Annotated in this window: 18 protein-coding genes; 7 read left to right on the forward strand and 11 right to left on the reverse strand. The window is 72.8% G+C overall.

Annotated elements, in window-relative coordinates:
• Positions 1 to 46: 46 nt before the first annotated feature.
• Positions 47 to 547 carry an NUDIX domain-containing protein gene (locus ACQP2O_RS13035; protein WP_433183462.1) on the reverse strand — a complete coding sequence of 167 codons (501 nt, stop codon included), beginning with the start codon at positions 545 to 547 and terminating at the stop codon, positions 47 to 49.
• Positions 548 to 622: 75 nt separating this feature from the next.
• Here ACQP2O_RS13035 and ACQP2O_RS13040 point away from each other — a divergent pair, with 75 nt between their 5' ends.
• On the forward strand, positions 623 to 1,237 hold the full coding sequence (locus ACQP2O_RS13040; RefSeq protein WP_433183465.1) for a DUF6896 domain-containing protein: 615 nt from the start codon (positions 623 to 625) through the stop codon (positions 1,235 to 1,237).
• Positions 1,238 to 1,239: 2 nt separating this feature from the next.
• Here ACQP2O_RS13040 and ACQP2O_RS13045 read toward each other — a convergent pair whose 3' ends face one another.
• Genes ACQP2O_RS13045 through ACQP2O_RS13055 form a run of 3 tightly spaced genes read right to left on the reverse strand, consistent with a single transcriptional unit; the run spans position 1,240 to position 3,096 of the window.
• Entirely contained in the window at positions 1,240 to 1,653 is a 414-nt protein-coding gene (locus ACQP2O_RS13045) for an RpiB/LacA/LacB family sugar-phosphate isomerase (RefSeq protein WP_433183468.1), read from the reverse strand.
• A gap of 5 nt (positions 1,654 to 1,658) precedes the next feature.
• Positions 1,659 to 2,354 carry a deoxyribose-phosphate aldolase gene (deoC, locus tag ACQP2O_RS13050; protein ID WP_433183471.1) on the reverse strand — a complete coding sequence of 232 codons (696 nt, stop codon included), beginning with the start codon at positions 2,352 to 2,354 and terminating at the stop codon, positions 1,659 to 1,661.
• A gap of 10 nt (positions 2,355 to 2,364) precedes the next feature.
• The gene (locus tag ACQP2O_RS13055) at positions 2,365 to 3,096 is read right to left on the reverse strand and encodes a GntR family transcriptional regulator (protein WP_433183474.1); all 732 of its coding nucleotides are present in this window, start codon (positions 3,094 to 3,096) and stop codon (positions 2,365 to 2,367) included.
• A gap of 87 nt (positions 3,097 to 3,183) precedes the next feature.
• Here ACQP2O_RS13055 and ACQP2O_RS13060 point away from each other — a divergent pair, with 87 nt between their 5' ends.
• Positions 3,184 to 3,816, forward strand: a complete 633-nt coding sequence (locus ACQP2O_RS13060; RefSeq protein ID WP_433183477.1) for a hypothetical protein — start codon at positions 3,184 to 3,186, stop codon at positions 3,814 to 3,816.
• Between the two features lie 100 nt (positions 3,817 to 3,916).
• Entirely contained in the window at positions 3,917 to 4,948 is a 1,032-nt protein-coding gene (locus tag ACQP2O_RS13065) for an NAD-dependent epimerase/dehydratase family protein (protein WP_433183480.1), read from the forward strand.
• A gap of 299 nt (positions 4,949 to 5,247) precedes the next feature.
• On the opposite strand, the gene ACQP2O_RS13070 is transcribed toward ACQP2O_RS13065, so the two are convergent.
• The gene (locus ACQP2O_RS13070; RefSeq protein ID WP_433183483.1) at positions 5,248 to 6,525 is read right to left on the reverse strand and encodes a hypothetical protein; all 1,278 of its coding nucleotides are present in this window, start codon (positions 6,523 to 6,525) and stop codon (positions 5,248 to 5,250) included.
• Positions 6,526 to 6,933: 408 nt separating this feature from the next.
• Between ACQP2O_RS13070 and ACQP2O_RS13075 the strand changes: the two genes are divergently transcribed.
• A complete protein-coding gene (locus tag ACQP2O_RS13075; RefSeq protein WP_433183486.1) occupies positions 6,934 to 7,101 on the forward strand; it encodes a hypothetical protein in 168 nt (55 codons plus the stop codon).
• A 42-nt stretch (positions 7,102 to 7,143) separates the two neighbouring features.
• Here ACQP2O_RS13075 and ACQP2O_RS13080 read toward each other — a convergent pair whose 3' ends face one another.
• Together ACQP2O_RS13080 and ACQP2O_RS13085 are read right to left on the reverse strand one after the other, a co-directional pair.
• A complete protein-coding gene (locus ACQP2O_RS13080) occupies positions 7,144 to 8,295 on the reverse strand; it encodes an acyl-CoA dehydrogenase family protein (protein ID WP_433183489.1) in 1,152 nt (383 codons plus the stop codon).
• 4 nt (positions 8,296 to 8,299) lie between these two features.
• The gene (locus ACQP2O_RS13085) at positions 8,300 to 8,914 is read right to left on the reverse strand and encodes a flavin reductase family protein (RefSeq protein ID WP_433183492.1); all 615 of its coding nucleotides are present in this window, start codon (positions 8,912 to 8,914) and stop codon (positions 8,300 to 8,302) included.
• A gap of 253 nt (positions 8,915 to 9,167) precedes the next feature.
• Here ACQP2O_RS13085 and ACQP2O_RS13090 point away from each other — a divergent pair, with 253 nt between their 5' ends.
• The 3 genes from ACQP2O_RS13090 (at position 9,168) to ACQP2O_RS13100 (ending at position 11,828) form a co-directional block, all read left to right on the forward strand.
• Positions 9,168 to 10,325 (forward strand): thiolase C-terminal domain-containing protein, encoded by a 1,158-nt coding sequence (locus tag ACQP2O_RS13090; RefSeq protein ID WP_433183495.1) that lies wholly within the window; start codon positions 9,168 to 9,170, stop codon positions 10,323 to 10,325.
• Entirely contained in the window at positions 10,322 to 10,735 is a 414-nt protein-coding gene (locus tag ACQP2O_RS13095; protein ID WP_433183497.1) for a Zn-ribbon domain-containing OB-fold protein, read from the forward strand. Before ACQP2O_RS13090 ends, ACQP2O_RS13095 begins: the two co-directional genes overlap by 4 nt.
• 178 nt (positions 10,736 to 10,913) lie before the next feature.
• Positions 10,914 to 11,828 carry a hypothetical protein gene (locus ACQP2O_RS13100; protein WP_433183499.1) on the forward strand — a complete coding sequence of 305 codons (915 nt, stop codon included), beginning with the start codon at positions 10,914 to 10,916 and terminating at the stop codon, positions 11,826 to 11,828.
• 110 nt (positions 11,829 to 11,938) lie between these two features.
• Here ACQP2O_RS13100 and ACQP2O_RS13105 read toward each other — a convergent pair whose 3' ends face one another.
• The 4 genes from ACQP2O_RS13105 to ACQP2O_RS13120 all read right to left on the reverse strand — a co-directional run bounded on the left by ACQP2O_RS13105 (position 11,939) and on the right by ACQP2O_RS13120 (position 17,052).
• On the reverse strand, positions 11,939 to 13,558 hold the full coding sequence (locus tag ACQP2O_RS13105; protein WP_433183502.1) for an AMP-binding protein: 1,620 nt from the start codon (positions 13,556 to 13,558) through the stop codon (positions 11,939 to 11,941).
• A 34-nt stretch (positions 13,559 to 13,592) separates the two neighbouring features.
• On the reverse strand, positions 13,593 to 14,669 hold the full coding sequence (locus ACQP2O_RS13110; RefSeq protein ID WP_433183505.1) for a hypothetical protein: 1,077 nt from the start codon (positions 14,667 to 14,669) through the stop codon (positions 13,593 to 13,595).
• 76 nt (positions 14,670 to 14,745) lie between these two features.
• Positions 14,746 to 15,813 carry an LLM class flavin-dependent oxidoreductase gene (locus tag ACQP2O_RS13115; protein WP_433183508.1) on the reverse strand — a complete coding sequence of 356 codons (1,068 nt, stop codon included), beginning with the start codon at positions 15,811 to 15,813 and terminating at the stop codon, positions 14,746 to 14,748.
• Positions 15,814 to 15,909: 96 nt separating this feature from the next.
• Positions 15,910 to 17,052: a lysylphosphatidylglycerol synthase transmembrane domain-containing protein gene (locus tag ACQP2O_RS13120; protein ID WP_433183511.1), complete on the reverse strand. Its 1,143-nt coding sequence runs from the start codon at positions 17,050 to 17,052 to the stop codon at positions 15,910 to 15,912.
• Positions 17,053 to 17,091 lie beyond the last annotated feature (39 nt).

Below are 17,091 nucleotides of genomic sequence, written 5' to 3' on the forward strand. Positions count from 1 at the left end.
GCGAATCGGCCTTCCTCAAGTCGGCGAACGGACGGCCGGCGTACGCCTACAGCGGGGACCCGCCGGTGTGGAGTCCGAGCAAGGTGTAGCCGGCCATCGTGCAGCCGTCGACGATCTCCCCATCGTGGATCATCCGCTCGAAGTCCGCGCGGGCGACCCAGCGGTGGGTCATCCCCTGCTCCTCCGGGTCGCGGTCGGCGGTCTCACCCTGCGTCAGGCCGGTGGCGAGGAAGGCGTCACAGCGCTGGTTGGTGAACCCCGGCCCGATCGCGAAGGAACCGATCCGCTCCAGTTTCGCCGCGCGCAGGCCCGTCTCCTGCCCGAGCTCCGCGCGGGCCAGCTCCTCGCTGCTCGTCTCGCGGTCGTCCGGCCAGGTGCCCTGCGGGAACTCCAGCGACCGGCGCGAGAGCGTGTAACGGAACTGCTCGACGAGGTGGAAGCCGTCGTTCTCCATCGGGATGATCAGCGCCGCCGTGGGCTTGTCGACGACGCCGTAGATGCCGGGGGAGCCGTCGGGATGCCGGATGTCGTCCTCCCGGACGCTCATCCACCGGTTCCGATAGACCACGCGACTGGAGATCTGAATCACCTGCGCAGCCTCTCACACCTACGCTGGTGCGCCATGGGAGAGGGACGACGGTCGGTGGTCTTCGACGGTGTTCCGCCGGCCGAGGAGGTACGTCGCTCGGTCGTGCGCGGCAGGCACGCCGTCGTCCGCCTGAACGCCGCCACGGAGATGCCGACGGTGTCGAGGCTCGCCACCGCCCTGCGGTCCGAACTCGCCCGCGACGACCTTCTCGTCCTCGCATCGCCAGGCGATCCACCGACCATCCGCGTCATACGGCTGGTGGACGAACACGAGGCACATGAGTGCCGCGCCGAGCTGGAGACCCTCGTCGCCGACTTCCGCCGGCTGGCGCGGCGGCTCGTCGGGCGGTTCCGCGCCGAGGTCGCCCCCGACTGGGAGCGAGAAGAACCCGACGCCGGGCGGATCGAGGTCGACGGCGCGGAGTGGTGGCTGTCCCCGCACGGCGAGCACTGCCGGTTCGAGCACCTCGGCTCGGGACACGTGGTGGAGGCGGACGTCATGCGTCCGGAAGCCGTCGACCCGGGTTTCCTGCTGCTGTTCGCCGAGAGCTCCGGGGGATACGCGAAGGTCCGCGCGGCGTGCGCCGAAGGTTTCCACGACATGTGCCGGATGCTGGAACTGGCCGGTGTGACCGGGACGGCGGGATGACGTCAGAGGTCGCGGATCAGGTCGATGTTGGGGGTCTCTTCGGGATCCTCGTGCTCGGTCTCGAGGAAGGCCTTGACGCACTCGACGGCGACATCGGGGGCCAGGCGCTTCAGGCTGAGCGCGAGGACGTTCGCGTCGTTCCAGAGGCGCGCGTTTCGCGCGATCCACGGCTCCCAGGCCAGCGCGGCCCGTACGCCGGGGACCTTGTTGGCCGCGATCGACGTGCCGGTGCCCGTCCAGCACATCAGCACGCCGTAGTCGGCCTCGCCGGCGGCGACCGCGCGGCCCGCCTCCCGCGAGAAGTCGGGCCACTTCTCCAGATCGTCGATGACCCGCAGATCGGCGACCGCACGGAGGTGCTCGATCACCGCACGGGTGCAGTCGTTCGCGTCGTCGGCGCCGAAGACCACCTTCATATCGCTCACCCTGTCACGTCGCCACGGCGCCGCGCGAGGTCGTCGAGGATCCCGGCGGTGGCCGTCGCTCCGAAGCGGGTCACTCCGGCGGCGGCCATCTCCAGCAGGACGTCGAGGGTACGGACGCCTCCGGCCGCCTTGACGCCGACCCGCGCCGACACCGACCTCCGCATCAGGCGCAGGTCGTCGAGGGTGGCGCCGCCCGGCGCGAATCCCGACGACGTCTTGACGTAGTCGGCCCCCGCCTCTTCGGCGATCCGGCAGCCGCGGACCTTCTCCGCGTCGGTCAGGTACGCGGTCTCCAGGATGACCTTGAGAAGGGCGCCCCGAGCCGCCGTCTGCTCGGCGACGGCGCGAATGTCGTCGGCGACGTACCGGTCGTCGCCGGCGCGCAGCCTGCCGATGTTCAGCACCATGTCGATCTCCCGCGCCCCGTCGCCGACCGCCGCGGCCGTCTCGCCCGCCTTCACGTGGGAGGCGGAGGAGCCGTGCGGGAACGCGACGACGGTGCCGACCGCCACGTCGGTGCCGTCGAGAGCGCGTACGGCGAGCGGGACGTCCGCGGGCCGGACGCACACCGACGCCACGTCGTAGCGGGCGGCCAGCGCACAGCCGGCCCGTACGTCGTCGGTGGTCAGGTCGGGACGGAGGAGGGAGTGGTCGATCATCTTCGCGACGTGTTCGACGGCGGGCCAGGACATGGGCTTCTCCTCAGCGGGTGGGCGGTTCGACGTCGAACGTGACGTCGAGGGCGTAGCGGTCGCCGGCGTAGCGAGACTCGGTGAGCTCGAGCGGGAGGCCGTCCTGGTCGAGGATCAGCCGATGCTCCACGAGAAGAGGAGCGTTCGGCTCGACGCCGAGCAGTTCGGCGTCCTCGGCGGTGGCGCGATCGGCGGAGATGGACGCGTGTCCCAGGGTCGGCACGCGTCCCAGGGCGACCACCGCCTCGTGCAGTGAACCTCCGGCCAGGTCGGCCTCCAGGAGCCGCGCCAGCGTGGGCGGGAAGAGCGCCTCCTCGACGGCGATCGGCACGTCATCGGCCGACCGGACCCGGCGGATCGCCACCACCCGCGCGTCCCGGCCGAGCCGCAACCGGTCCGCCTCCGCGCGCTCGGCGGGCCGTATCCGGGCGTCCACCACCCGCGAGGACGGGGTCCTGCCGCGGCGTCGCATCTCGGCGCTGAACCGCACCAGGCTGTCGGCCCGGCGGTGGGCGGGCGGCGGCGCCACGAACGTGCCCCGCCCCGGCTCCCGGTACACCAGCCCGTCGGCGGCCAGGCGCTGCACCGCGGCCCGGGCGGTCATCCGGCTCACGCCGAACTCCTCGCACAGCTCCGCCTCCGAGGGCAGCGGATCATTCGGCCGGGCGGCGGCGACGCGGGCGCGCAGCGCCTGCTCGATCGCGTAGTACCGAGGGGTGAAGTCACGCGTCTCGTGGCTCATGAGATGAGGCTATACGACTAGCTGTATATACATCTAGCCCCGGATTTGAGGTGAGGGTCGCCTTCGCCGGCTGGTAGACATTGGGGCGTGACCGAGGAGGAGCCCGCTTGGGCGATGCAGCTCGCCCTGCGTATCGAGAAGGCCGCGCCGCCGCCGCACCTGGCGATCTGCGAGGCCGCGGCGATGGCGGTCGTCCGGCTGCTCGCCGACCCGCGTTCGGCCCCGGGCGGGGAGTGGCACGAGGCGGTGGCGGGCTGGGAGGCACGGCGCATCCGCAAGGTGGCGCGACGGGCGCGCGGCGCCCGCTGGGAGTCCCTCACGGGGCTGCCCGGCGTGCTCGTGGACCACGACGGCGCGCTGGCGCGGGCGTTCGTCCCCGGGCCGGTCACCGAGGTCCCACCGGAGATCTCCAAGCTCCAGGTCGGAGGCACCGACCTGCCGCGCGACGACGAGCCGAAACCCCCGCCCGAGCCGCCGTACGCCCTGGTCACCCTCAATCCGCACGTCGCCATGACCACGGGGAAGGCGGCGGCGCAGTGCGGGCACGCCGCCCAGCTCCTGTTTCGCGCCCGCGGCGAGTGGCCGGGCCTGCGCGTCCGCGTCCTGGAGGCCGACGACTGGGCCGCGAGCGTCGCGGAGGCCGACGTGGCCGTACGGGACGGCGGCTTCACCGAGGTCGCCCCCGGCACGATGACCGCCGTCGCCCGCCTCATCGGCTGACGGAGTGTCACCCGGCAAGTCACGCCGGAGCGGTTTATGCACTGCCCGTTCCGCGGGGGATGCCGGATTAGGGAGGTCGCGCCCGGGTAGGCGCATCGATATGCGCATCGTCGTCACGGGCGCGACCGGGAACGTCGGGACCAGCGTGGTCGAGGCCCTCGGCCGGGACTCCGGCGTCGACTCGGTGCTCGGCCTCGCCCGACGCGAACCCGACTGGGCGGTGCCGAAGACCGAGTGGGCGGCCGCCGACGTCGCGACCGACGACCTCGTCCCCCTGCTTCGGGACGCCGACGCGGTCGTCCACCTCGCGTGGGCGTTCCACCCGACCCACGACCCCGCGGCGACCTGGCGGACCAACGTCATCGGCAGCGCGCGCGTCTTCGACGCGGTGGCCGCGGCCGGCGTGCCCGCCCTGGTGTGCGCCTCTTCGGTGGGCGCCTACTCGCCGGGCCCGAAGGACCGCGCCGTCGACGAGTCCTGGCCCACCCACGGCTGGCCGGGCGCCTCGTACACCCGGGAGAAGGCCTACGTCGAACGCCTGCTGGACGCCTTCGAGGCCGCCCACCCAGACCGGCGCGTCGTACGCCTGCGGCCGGGGTTCATCTTCAAACGCGAGGCCGCCCAGGAGCAGCGCCGGATCTTCGCGGGACCGCTGGTGCCGAACCTCTCCGCCGGGCTGCTGCCGGTCGTTCCCGACATCCCGGGCCTGCGGTTCCAGGCGTTGCACACCGCCGACGCTGCCGAGGCGTACCGGCTGGCCGCGCTCGGCGATGCGCGCGGGGCGTTCAACCTCGCCGCCGACCCGGTCGTCGGCACCGCCGAACTCGCCGAGCTACTCGGGGCCCGCCCGGTCCGGGTTCCGGCGACGCTGGTCCGCGGCGCGGTCTGGGCGGGCTGGCACCTCAACCTCGTACCGGCCTCGCCGGGCCTCTTCGACGCCGTCCTGCGACTGCCGATCATGAACACCGGCCGGGCGCGTCAGGAGCTCGGCTGGACTCCGCGGCATTCGTCGCTCGACGCGCTGCGAGAGTTCATCGACGGCCTACGCGCGGGCGCCGGCCTCCCGACGCCGCCTCTCGCCCCGCACCCGCCCGGCGGCCGGCTCCGCGAACTGCTGACCGCCCGCCGCTGACGGGACGCGTACGGCCCGCGCGGCACCGACCCCATGCCCACGGGCTGACGAGGCGGCTCGCGACGCACCGTCCGCGGCGCACGCGCTGTACCGTCGCGCTCTCCTTCGCCCGGTACGGCGTCTCTGGCCGCCGGCGGAGCTGGTCGAGGAACTGCTCCAGGGTGAGGACCCCGACCGGGCCAGGCGCGACTTCCTGGAACAGGTGGCACGGCTGTGGGGCGGCGCCGCCCCGTCGCAGGCGGCGCCGTACCGATACGGCCGAGGATCGCCGGGGCCGGGACACCGGCGATCCTCGGCGATCACGACCGCCCCGTGTCGCCTTCGGCCCGGTCGAACATCGTCTCGTCGGCCTCGGCCTCGTCGTCGGTGGCGGCTTCCGCGTCGTCGTCGGTGGCCTGCGGCTCGGCGTCCCGGGTGCGGACGGGGATGTCGGCCCTCGTGGCGTCGCCCTTGCCGGCGGCGGGCCTCTTGCGAACCGTGATGTCCTGGCGGGTGGTGTCGCTCGCGGGCGGGGTGGTGTCGCTCGCGGGTTCGGCGTCGTCCTTCTGCGTGGCGTCGCTCGCGGGCTCCGCGAGGTCCCGGTGGGTGACGTCGCTCGTGGGCGGGGCGACGTCAGGGCGGGCGTCGTCGCTCGCGGGTTCGGCGCGATCCTGATCCCTCGGGGGCTCGGCGAGGTCTCGGCGGGTGACGTCGCTCTCCCCGGGCCCGGTGTCGCGGTGATGGGCGTCGCCGGTCCGTTCGTCGGCCTCCGCACGGGCGGTGTCGCGGCGGTCGGTACCGCCGGCCGGTTCGTCGGTCTCCGCGGGCTTGGTGTCGCGTCTTTGGATCCTGATGTCCTGGCGGGTCGCGTCGGCGGGCCGTACGACGGGCTTCTCGGGCGCGTCCGGGGACTCGGACCCTGGTCCGGCCAGAGTGGCGGAGTGACTCGGCGACGCCTCCGGTCGTTGCGGCAGGGCCAGAGTGCCTGCGGGCTTCGGCGTTCCCCGTCCGGGCCTCGACATCCCCCATTCGGGGTTCTGCGCCGGCGCGGCCATGGGGGCGTTGCCCCGCGGGGTGCCCGGAGGCTCGGACGCGGCAGAGGAGCCGGCCGGGGCAAGGCCGGCGAGCGCCGGCAGTGCGAGAGCGGGGACCGGCTGATCGGGCTCGACGGCGGCCCGCGTGCCCCTGATCGATCGATAGGTCACCGCGAACAGGACGGCGAACGCCAGCAGGAACACGCCGTGCTCGACCAGCCGCCGGCCGTCTCCGGTGACACCGGCGACGACCGCCAGCGCCAGGAATTCGATGAGCCACCCGGCGAGCGCCACCAGCAGCCAGACGGCCCGGCGGCGGCCGACGGCCAGGACGGCGGCGACGGTGAACAGCAGTTCGGCGACCGCGGAGATGCCGAGCAGGGCCGTCGTCGCCCCGTCGCCCACTCCGAGCATCCGGGCGGCGTCGCGGTGGCGGCTGGACCAGTCGAGCAGGGAGGCGACCCGGGTCAAGCCGAAGACGACCAGGAACACGCCCACCGGGACGTGCCGGCGGCGCCACCCGCCCCCCGTGGCCGGTGACCGTGATCCCGCGTCCAGTGCCATGTGTGCCCCTCTTTTCTCTCTATCCGGCTATCGCCGTCTATGACGTACGCGCGGCCCGCCGAGTTGGCGCAGGACGGAACATCGCGGCGAAAACGATTCCTGCGAGCATGCCGGTCGGGAGAGGAAACGTGCCACCGGAACGGACCTTCTTCACCCTGCGTGAACGTGCGCGGGGCAAGTTCATGCATGTTCGGTGCTGCGCATTGCGTGGCGTACATCACATCGGAATGCTGTCCTCGGTCGGGCCGGATCCGTTTCAGGAGGGGTGATCCGATCGTGTCGAATGAGACCGCCGCTTTAGCGCGGACACGCATCACATATCTCGAAAGCCTCGGCGACGAGCTCCGGGGGCGGGGCTTCGCCGTACGGCTGACGGTTCCACGAGTCGGACCACCGAGCCTGCACGTGGTGAACCCACAGGTGTCGGTTCTCGCCGAGCACATCCTCGCCGAGAACTCCACCGACGGCTGGTGGTACTGGTGGTCGTGGGCCGAGCGGATCGCACGCGTCGATGATCTCGACGACGCTGTCGACCGCGTCATACGGGTGCTCGCCACAACGGGGGAGCACGACTGAGGAGACGGCGCTGGAGGCGACCACGGCCTCCAGTGCCGACTGTCAGGCCCGCGGGAGGCCGAGAGTGCGCTCGGCGATGATGTTCCGCTGGATCTCGCTGGACCCCGCGTAGATGGTGTCGGCACGGCTGAACAGGTAGAGCCGTTGCAGCTCCGACAGCTCGTACGGTCCGGCGTCCGCGACCAGGGCCTCGTCGCCGAGGGCGGCCACGGCGAGTTCGCCGAGCCGGCGGTGCCACTCCGACCAGTACAGCTTGGCGATCGACACCTCCGGTCCGGGCTCGCCGGCCGCGAGGGACGACATGGTGCGCAGCGCGTTCAGGCGCATGATCTCCAGCTCGATCCAGGACTGGACGAGCCGGTCGCGCAGCACGGGATCCTCGATCGTTCCGGTGCGCCGGGCGGCGGCGACGACCTGCTCGAACTCGCGGCGGAAGCCGATCTGCTGGCCGAGGGTCGAGGCGCCGCGCTCGTACCCGAGGGTGGCGAGGGCGACGCGCCATCCGTCGCCGGGGGCGCCGAGGATGTTCGCCTCGTCGGTGCGGGCGCCGTCGAAGAACACCTCGTTGAACTCGCTGGTGCCGGTCAGCTGGACGATCGGCCGTACCTCGACCCCGGGCTGCCGCATCGGCACGAGCAGGTACGACAGGCCGTGGTGGCGCGTGGAACCCGGCTCCGTACGGCAGAGGACGAAGCACCAGTCCGCGACGTGGGCGAGGGAGGTCCAGACCTTTTGCCCGGTGATCACCCATTCGCCGCCGTGGAGCTCCGCCCGGGTCTGCACGTTCGCCAGGTCCGAACCCGCCTCGGGCTCGGAGTAGCCCTGGCACCACAGCTCGTCGCCGCGCTGGATCGGCGGCAGGAAGCGCCGCCGCTGCTCCTCGGTGCCGAAGTCGATGATCGTCGGCCCGATCAGTCCCTCGCCGATGTGGCCGACGCGGTGGGGCGCGTTCGCGCGGGCGTACTCCTCGTAGAAGACGACCTGCTCCTCCAGCGTGGCGTCGCGACCGCCGTACGCCTTGGGCCAGCCGAGGCAGGTCCAGCCGGCCTCGCCGAGGCGGCGTTCCCAGGCGCGGCGCAGCTCGAAGCCCTCGTGCTCGCGCCCGGGACCGCCGAGGCCGCGGGCCTCGGCGAACTCCCCGGTGAGCTCGGCCTCGAGCCGGCCGCGCACCTCGGCCCGGAACCCCGTGTCCACGGGCTCAGCCGTCGAAGCGGCCGTAGGAGCCCTTGTAGAAGACGAGTGGATCGCCGTCGTGGTGCTTGTCGAGGTGGTGCACCTGGGCGACGACGATGACGTGGTCGCCGGCGGCGTACTCCGCCTCGACCGAGCACTCCAGCCAGGCGAGGGCTCCGTCGATCACCGGGCTGCCGTTGGGGGACTTGGTCCACTCCAGGCCGGCGAACTTGTCCGCGCCCTTCGTGGCGAGCTGCAGGCAGACGTCGCGCTGCGGCTCGGAGAGGATGTTGACGCAGTGCCGGTCGGCGCCCCGCAGCTTGGGCCACGTGGAGCTGGTGTGCGCCACGCAGAACGCGACGAGGGCGGGGTCCAGCGACACCGAGGTGAAGGAGTTGGCGGCCAGGCCGGTGGGCCGGCCCGTCTCGGGGTCGATCGCGGTGATGGCGACCACGCCCGTGGCGAAGCGGCCGAGGATATTGCGGAAGCGCATCTTGTCGATGTCGCTGATCTGGTCGGCGGTGCCCGGACGTGGCGTTCCGTTGGGCGAGCGGGGTGCGCGCCGTGGCGTGTTCTGGCCGGAGGATCGCGCGGCCGAACCTCGGGGGATCGACGTTGCGGCGGTCGCGCCGTCGGGCATGACCGGATCCTTTCTCTTAGCCAAGCGCTTGCTTGGACGATAGGCGGCAGCCTTGACGGGTGTCAAGTTGCCCGCTTGCCGCCCCTGCTCCACGTCTCAGTAAAGCGCCGCGACGTGCCCGAGATTCCAGGCCGAGGGTGAAATCCGCCGAAAGTCCTAGGTTCGCCGTCGGGGTGGTGATCATTGACAGTCGGGAACGGCGGGCTCTACGGTTCAAGTAACTTGGCCGAGCGCTTGGTTGGTAGGAGAGGTAATGGGGTTGCGGGATCGGGCGGCGATCGCCGGGGTCGGGTACACGCCGTTCAGCAAGGACTCCGGCGTCTCCACGCTCACCCTCGCGATCGACGCGATCCTCGCCGCGCTCGACGACGCCGGGCTGACCGTCGACGACGTCGACGCCCTCGCGACGCACCGCGTCGGCGACTCGACGCCGCCCTGGGTGGTCGCGCCCGCCCTCGGCGTCCCCGAGGTGAGCTGGTACCTCGACCAGTTCGGCGGGGGCAGCGTCTCGCACGCGGTGATCGGGCAGGCGGCCATGGCGGTCGCGAGCGGTGTGGCCCGCACCGTCGTCTGCTACCGCGCGATCAACGCCCGGTCGGAGTTCCGCATGGGCGGCACGGGCCGCGGCGTCGCACCGATCTTCGACGCGCAGTACCAGGCGCCGTACGGCTACTTCGCGCCGCCGCAGCAGTTCGCGATGGCCACCCGCGCGCACATGATCAAGTACGGCACGACGCACGAGCAGCTCGGCCACATCGCGGTCGGTCAGCGTGCCAACGCGGTGAAGAACCCGCGCGCCCTCAAACGCGACCCGATCACGCTCGACGACTACCTGGCCTCCCGCTGGATCGCCGAGCCCCTCCGCCTCCTCGACTGCTGCCTGGAGACCGACGGCGCCTGCGCCGTCGTCGTCACCTCCGCCGAGCGCGCCCGGGACCTGCCCAACCCGCCGGTCCTGATCTCCGGCGCGGTCTGGGGCGGCGGCGACAGCTTCTTCTCCGGCCAGGGCGGCGACTTCACCGTCTCGGAGGCCGCCCGGATCGCGCCCCGGCTGTACGCCATGGCGGGCGTCGGGCCCGAGGACATCGACGTGGCCGAGCTGTACGACTGCTTCACCTACTCGGTCCTCGTCCAGCTGGAGGACTACGGCTTCTGCCCCAAGGGCGAGGGCGGCCCGTACGCCGCCTCCGGCGCGACCCGGCTGGACGGCCCGCTGCCGGTGAACACCCACGGCGGCTTCCTCTCGGAGGGATACGTGCACGGCATCAACCACGTGGCCGAGGCCGTCGCGCAACTGCGCGGCACCGCCGGGGACCGGCAGGTGAGCGGCGCCGAGGTGGCGCTGTCGACGGCCCAGCCCGGCTACGTCCTCGCCGGGACCTCCGCCCTGATCCTCCGGGGCGACCGGTGAGCCTCGCCGAGCGGCCGAGGCCACAGGCCGACCGCGACTCCGCGCCCTGGTGGGAGGCCGTCCGCCGGCACGAACTGCTGGTCCAGAAGTGCGATGGGTGCGGGACGCTGCGCTTCCCGCCCCGCGCGATCTGCGCCCGCTGCCGGTCGCGCGAGAGCACCTGGACCCCGGTGAGCGGCACCGGGCGCGTGGCGAGCTGGATCGTGAACCACCAGATCTTCATGCGCGCCTTCGCCGACGAGGTGCCCTACGCGGTCCTGCACGTGCGGCTCGACGACGCCGACGACCTGTTCATGTACGGCGACCTGACCGGCGCGGACCCCGCCGACGTGACGCCGGGCATGCCGGTCCAGGCCGTTTTCACGGACGTGGACGAGGATCTCACCCTCGTACGGTGGCGACCGCGATGAGAATTTCCGCCGCGCCCGTGGGGGCTTTTCGCCGGGTGAGTGCGCCACATTGAGGTCGATCCGGTATTTTCGTCTGCCGTAGGCCGTGTCTTCGCACGCCTCCTACCAGCTCGCAGGCGTCACCTGATCACCTCGGCGCCCCATATCGCCCGCGTTCCCCCGTAGCCCAGGAGGCTGCTTGTTCTTCGGCATCATCCTCGCGCTCATCGCGACGGTCCTGTACAACGCCGGCTTCGTTCTCGAGAAGCGGGCGCTGCGGGACCTGCCGCCGATCAGCGCGCACCGGGTGGGCCACCTCGTCCGCGTCCTGTGCGGCAGCCGCGCCTGGATGACGGGCTTCCTCGTGATGGCGATGGGCCTGCTCTGCCAGGTGGGGGTCATGGCGCTGGTGCCGCTGAGCGTCGGGCAGCCGATCCAGCTCGCCGGGCTGGCGCTGCTCGTGGTCTTCTCGGCCACCGTGCTGGGCGAGCGCACCACACCCCGCGAATGGACCGGACTCGGCGTGCTCGCGCTGTCGCTGATGCTGGTGTGCCTGTCGATGGAGCCGACGCGGCTCGGCGTGCACGCCGACACCGGCGTGCTCCTGGCCGTCTCGGCCGGCACCGTCGTCCTCGGCCTGGGCGCGTTCGTCTCGGCGATGCGCACCGGACGGCGCACCGGCCGCCCGGTGCCCGGCGTGCTGTACGGCGCCGCCTCCGGTCTGCTGTACGGCGCCGGCGGGCTGCAGACGAAGGGCGTCGCCGGGTTCCTCGCCGACCACTCGGGCGGCTTCGTCGGCCGGACCCTCGCCTCGCCGTACCCCTACCTGTACTTCCTGCTGTCGGGCGCGGGCCTGCTGCTGTTCCAAACGGGCCTGCAGCGCGGCCGGGCCTCCATCGTGGTGCCGGTCTCCAGCGTTGTCGGCAGCGTGTACACCGTCATGGCGGGCACGGCGGTCTTCGGGGAGCCGCTGCCGCAGGATCCCCTCCGGCTCGCGCTGCGGACGGCCGGGTTCGCGGCCTCGCTCGTCGTCGTGGTGCTCATGCCCCGGCACGACGAGGAGCCGGTCGAGGTGCTGGGCGCCCCCGCCCTCGTCACGGACCAGGTCGGCTGATCGAAGCGTCGGACGCCCTGGCTCACGGGCAGGTGGGCTGATCGAGGTGCCGGGCGTCCTCGCCCTCGTCACGGGCGAGGTCGGCTGATCGAGGCGCCACACGCCCTGGCTCACGGACCAGGTCGGCTGAGGAGCGTTCTCGCCGTACGGGTACGGGCGCGCAGCGCCTGCTTGTCGACCTTGCCGTTGACGTTGGCGGGCAGCGTGTCGACGAGGACGACCTGCCGGGGGACCTTGTAGTTCGACATGTGGTCGCGCGCCCAGGCGATGATCGTGGCCGGCTCGACCGCGCCGGCGGGCACCACGAACGCCCAGCCGACCTCGCCCAGCCTCTCGTCGGGCACCGCGACCACGGCCGCCTGCGCGACGGCCGGATGGTGCAGGAGCAGCGCCTCGATCTCCGCCGGGTAGGCGTTGAACCCTCCGACGATGAACATGTCCTTCTTCCGGTCGACGATCGCCAGGTCGCCCCGGGCGGTCAGCTCGCCGATGTCGCCCGTGTGCAGCCACCCGTCGGCGTCCACGGCCTCCGCCGTACGCTCCGGGTCGTCCCAGTAGCCGCGCATGACGCCGTAGCCGCCGATGAGGATCTCCCCGCGCTCGCCGGCCGACAGGTCCTCGCCCTCGTCGTCGACGACGCGCACCGTCACGCCGGGCACGGCGCGCCCGGTGGTGGCGGCGATCACCTCGACGGGGTCCTCGGCCCGCGTCATCGACACGACGGTGCCCTCCATCAGCCCGTACGCGTTGATCATCCGGTCCAGGCCGACCCGCTCGATCAGCCGCCGGATCAGCTCCGGCGGCACCGCCGCCGCCCCGCAGATCGCCACGCGCAGCGAGGTGACGTCCCGGCCGTCGAGCTCCTCCAGGATCCGGTGGAACAGCGTCGGCGGGCCGGCCAGGACGCTGATCCGGTCGCGCTCGATCAGGTCCATCAGGGCGTCGGGCGCGAACACCGAGATCGGCATCATCGTCGCCCGCTTCAGCACGCAGGCCAGCAGTCCCGCGTTGATCCCGAACCCGTGGGAGAACGGCGCGATGATCGGGTAGCGGTCGTCCGGGCCGAGCGTGACGATCGACGCCCAGTCCCAGTAGCCGCGCAGCAGCTGCGCGTGGGGCAGCATGACGCCCTTCGGCGCGCCGGTCGTGCCCGAGGTGGCCATGATCTCGGCGAGGTCGCCCGGGCGCACCGCGAGCGCGCGGTCCTCCGCGTCCGTCACGTCCTCGCCCCGCTCGAGGAGGTCCTCGAACGAGAGGGCCGGCGGCGGCGCGCCGGTCCCGGCGAGGGTGACGGCGTGCCGCAGGCTCGGCAGGTCGCCGAACGGGCGCCCGCCGGACGGGCCACCGCAGATCTCCTGCAGCGCGCCGAGGTAGGAGAAGCCGAGGAACCCCTCGTCGACGAAGAGCACCCGCGCCCCGGTCCGGCGGAGCATGCCGGCGGCCTCGATCCCGCGGAACCGCGTCGAGAGCGGCGTGACGATGGCGCCGGCGTCCCAGACGCCGTACGCGATGACGACCCAGGCGGCGGAGTTCGGCGCCCAGACGGCGACGCGGTCGCCGGGCTCGACGCCGAGCGCGATGAGCCCCCGCGCCACTCTCGCGGCCTCCTCCCGGAGCGCGCGCACCGTCAGCGCCGTGCCGCCCTCCGCGACGACCACGTCGTCCGGATGGCGCGCCGCCTGGTCGCGCAGCATCCGCGGGATCGTCCCCCAGTCCGGCACCGGTTCCATGACGCGCCTCCTGTTGGTCGGAGAACGGGCCGGGTCACTCCACGACGGCCGACCGGTCGCGGCCGAGATGGTGGCCGCGCAGATCGGTCACCGAACCCGGCCGGGCCTGCTCGGCGACGTCGTCCTCGACGACGACCTCGATGGTCACGGGGGTCACCGCGACCAGCGCCTGGTGGATGCGCGAGCGCCACATCGGGTTCTTCACCAGTGTCGCGCGGTTGAACGTGACGTGCAGCGCGGCGGCGTCCAGCGTCCCCTCGCGGGCGACGCGCAGGTCCCAGTGGGCGATGCCGTCGATCCGGGCCAGGGCCGCGGCCACGCGCGGGATCGACAGCCACCGCCCGCGTACGAGGAGGTGCTCGCCCACGGTGTGCTCCGGGGCGGGGATCCCCGCGTCCTCGGTGAGGCGCACGACCTGCCCGGTGCGCAGGGCCGTCCCGGCCAGCGTGGAGTGCCAGGCGGGGGTGACCACGATCTCCGCGCTCCCGGCGGCGTACGGCGGCTCCAGCAGTACGTCCTTGCCGAGTGGGGCCACGCCCAGCAGGCCCTCGCGGGCGGGGGTGTACGCGGAGTCGCGGGCGGACCGGTACGCCGTCGGCAGCCCGAAGAACGGGTCGGCGTACAGCTCGCCCACCTCCGCTTCGAACTCGGACGCGAGCTGCCCGTACGCGCCCGGCGAGGGGAGCTCCCCGGTGAGCAGGATGCGGCGCAGCCCGAGGTCCAGCGGGTCGAGGAGGAACTCCAGGTGCAGCCGGGCGAGCAGGTCCATCGCCCCGGTGGGCGTCGCGATGAGCGTCGTGGCCCGTACGGCCTCCAGCGCGTGGTGCAGCCGCAGCCGTCCCCGGGGGCCGGGCGCGGCCGCGGCCTGGGCGATCTCCGCGCAGGCCTGCGCGATCAGGGTGCCGGTCGCCTCGCCGTCGTTGCCCAGCGCGACCACGACCCGGTCGGACGGGCCGACGCCCGCCGCGCGCAGCGTCGTCGTCGCGATCTCCAGCGTGGCCGCGCGGTCTTCGGCGGTCAGCGGTACGACCAGGTCGGCCTCGGGGGAGACGAGCAGGAGCCCCGCCGCGTCGCGGGGGATCGGCAGGGCCTCGCGGGTGGTCCAGGTCATTCGGTCTCCTTCGCGATCCCGGCGTTCTGAGCGCGTGTCCGGTGGCAGGGATCCACCGGATACGCCCTGGGGCCGGTCACCCCATCACCTCGTCCATGAACAGCCGCATCGAGCCGGTGACGTGCTCGGCCGCCAGACCGCCGACCTGGGCCTGGAGGATCAGGTCGGTCGCGCCGGCGGCCTGGATGCGCTCGACGGCCTTGCGGGAGCCCTCGACGTCGTCCACGACCACCATGTGGTGTTCCCGCAGCGTCTCCATCGCCTCCTCGGGCGGCAGGCCGGCGGCGAGCTGGCCCAGCACCCGGTGGGTGGCGTGCCGGGCGTCGTAGTAGTCCGGGGGAGTGACGAGGTTCACCTGGCGGCGGATGTACCACAGGATCGCGTCGGCGGCCGTGGAGATCGCCTCGTCCCTCGACGGCGCGACGTACCAGGGGATCATCAGCGCGACGCGCCGGGTGTCCGGGTCGAACCCGCTGCTCGCCAGGCACTTCCGGTACTCGGCGATGTCCTCCGCGACGTCGTCGAGGCCCTTCAGCATCGTCATGCCGAGCAGGTTGTAGCCCTTGCGGGCCGCCGCGAGGTAGCCGTCCAGCGAGGTGGAGGCCACCCAGACCGGCGGGTGCGGCTCCTGCACCGGACGCGGGTAGACCGCGACGTTCGGGACCTCGAAGAACTCGCCGGACCGGGTGACCGGCTCGCCGTCGGCGTTCCAGATCGCCAGCACCGCCTCGAGGGTCTCCTCCCAGATCTGCCGGGACTGCTCGAAGGGCCGCTGGAACGCCTGGTACTCCAGCGGCGACGCGCCGCGGCCCGTGCCGAACTCGACCCGCCCGCCGCTGAGGACGTCGAGGGTCGCGACCCGCTCGGCCGTGCGGACGGGGTGCTGGAACGGCAGCAGTACGACGCCGAGGCCGAGATGGATGCGCTCGGTCCGCTGGGAACAGGCCGCGAGGACGAGGTCGGGCGCGGACGAGTGGGAGAACCCGCGCGTGAAGTGGTGCTCGACGAACCACGCCGTGTCGTAGCCGAGGCTGTCGGCCAGGACGACCTGGTCGACGACGTTCTCGAAGGCCCGCCGCTCGACCTCGCGCGTGCGCCCGCGCACCTCGAGCTCGTACCCAACGCTGACCCGCAGGGACATCACGCCTCCGGCATGTGCTCCGAATATGACCAAGCGCTCGCTTGGGAAGCGTAGCAGCGGGATCGTACGGCAACAAGCCATGAGACGTGGTCCGGCGGGTCAGGCCGACTCTGGGGAGTCCGGGGCCGGGGGAATGGGGGCCGCGCACGCCGTCGTCTGCGACATGGCGTACAACGCTGTTCCCAGGCCGCCGAACGCCCTCCGCAGGCGCACCCGCGTCGCGTCGTCCTCGGCGATCTTGATCGTCAGCCAGGCGAGCCAGCCCGCGCCGACCACGCCCCAGAAGGACACGAGCCGGTAGAGCGCCACCGCCACGCCGGCCGGGACGGCGAGCGCCCCGAAGGCGACCAGCGAAGCGGCCAGGCTCGCCTCGATCGCGCCCAGCCCGCCGGGCAGCAGGGGCAGCACGCTGCCGGCGGCCTGCGCGGCGAAGTACGCGAGCGTGACGGCGTACAGCGGCGTGTGCACGCCGACCGCGCGCTCGGCCGTCGCGAGGGACAGGATGTCGAAGACCCAGTTCAGCACGGCCATCAGGCCGAGCACGCCCCAGTCGCGCGGGCTCAGGCGCAGGGCGCCCCGGCCCTGCCACATCTCGGTGAGCGGCACGAGGAGCCGGTGCCGCAGCAGCGGCCCGAAGGCGCGCAGCGCCAGGCGGCTCAGCGAGGCCCGCCGCCGGTTCCAGAGCAGCGCGAACGCCCCGGTCACGCCCGCCAGGACCGCCAGCGCCGTGACCGCGAACGATCGGGAGTACGGCTCGGCGACCAGGGCGGTCAGGCCGACGACGGCGTAACCGGCGTTCATCACCACGCCGCCCACCACGATCACGGCGGTCGCCAGCCGTGGCGTGGCCCCGGCGTGACGGAACTGCCGGAAGCTGAACGCCACGCTCACCGCCGGCCCCACCGGAAGCGTCGTCGACAGCGCGTTGCCCGCGTACGTGATCCGCAGCGCGCGCGGCAGGGACATCCGGACCCCGCCCGCGCGCAGCAGCCGCCGCTGCACCCGGGTGAACATCGCCATGGACGCCAGCTGTGTGAGCACCACCACGGCCAGCCAGCCCGGGTCCGCGTGGAGTGCCACGTGCCACAGCGCCCCGGCGTCGGGCAACTGGTCGCGGAACGCCCAGGCCGAGACGCCGATCGCCCCGAACATCGCCACCCGGCCCGCCCAGCGCAGCCACCGGCGCCGCGCCGGCGCGGGCGGCGGTGGCGTGGTGGTCGGTGTCGGGAGGAGATCGGTCACAGGGGGTACCTCACGGAGGGTCTCGCTCGGGAAACGAGC

The organism is Actinoallomurus sp. CA-150999 (genome assembly GCF_050942425.1).
GTDB lineage: Bacteria > Actinomycetota > Actinomycetes > Streptosporangiales > Streptosporangiaceae > Actinoallomurus.

What these genes read in the sequence shown, in the direction of transcription:
- ACQP2O_RS13035 (WP_433183462.1), bottom strand. Translation starts at nt 547, where the DNA reads ATGAGCGTCCGGGAGGACGACATCCGGCATCCCGACGGCTCCCCCGGC.
- ACQP2O_RS13040 (WP_433183465.1), top strand. Translation starts at nt 623, where the DNA reads ATGGGAGAGGGACGACGGTCGGTGGTCTTCGACGGTGTTCCGCCGGCC.
- ACQP2O_RS13045 (WP_433183468.1), bottom strand. Translation starts at nt 1,653, where the DNA reads ATGAAGGTGGTCTTCGGCGCCGACGACGCGAACGACTGCACCCGTGCG.
- deoC (WP_433183471.1), bottom strand. Translation starts at nt 2,354, where the DNA reads ATGTCCTGGCCCGCCGTCGAACACGTCGCGAAGATGATCGACCACTCC.
- ACQP2O_RS13055 (WP_433183474.1), bottom strand. Translation starts at nt 3,096, where the DNA reads ATGAGCCACGAGACGCGTGACTTCACCCCTCGGTACTACGCGATCGAG.
- ACQP2O_RS13065 (WP_433183480.1), top strand. Translation starts at nt 3,917, where the DNA reads ATGCGCATCGTCGTCACGGGCGCGACCGGGAACGTCGGGACCAGCGTG.
- ACQP2O_RS13070 (WP_433183483.1), bottom strand. Translation starts at nt 6,525, where the DNA reads ATGGCACTGGACGCGGGATCACGGTCACCGGCCACGGGGGGCGGGTGG.
- ACQP2O_RS13085 (WP_433183492.1), bottom strand. Translation starts at nt 8,914, where the DNA reads ATGCCCGACGGCGCGACCGCCGCAACGTCGATCCCCCGAGGTTCGGCC.
- ACQP2O_RS13090 (WP_433183495.1), top strand. Translation starts at nt 9,168, where the DNA reads ATGGGGTTGCGGGATCGGGCGGCGATCGCCGGGGTCGGGTACACGCCG.
- ACQP2O_RS13105 (WP_433183502.1), bottom strand. Translation starts at nt 13,558, where the DNA reads ATGGAACCGGTGCCGGACTGGGGGACGATCCCGCGGATGCTGCGCGAC.
- ACQP2O_RS13110 (WP_433183505.1), bottom strand. Translation starts at nt 14,669, where the DNA reads ATGACCTGGACCACCCGCGAGGCCCTGCCGATCCCCCGCGACGCGGCG.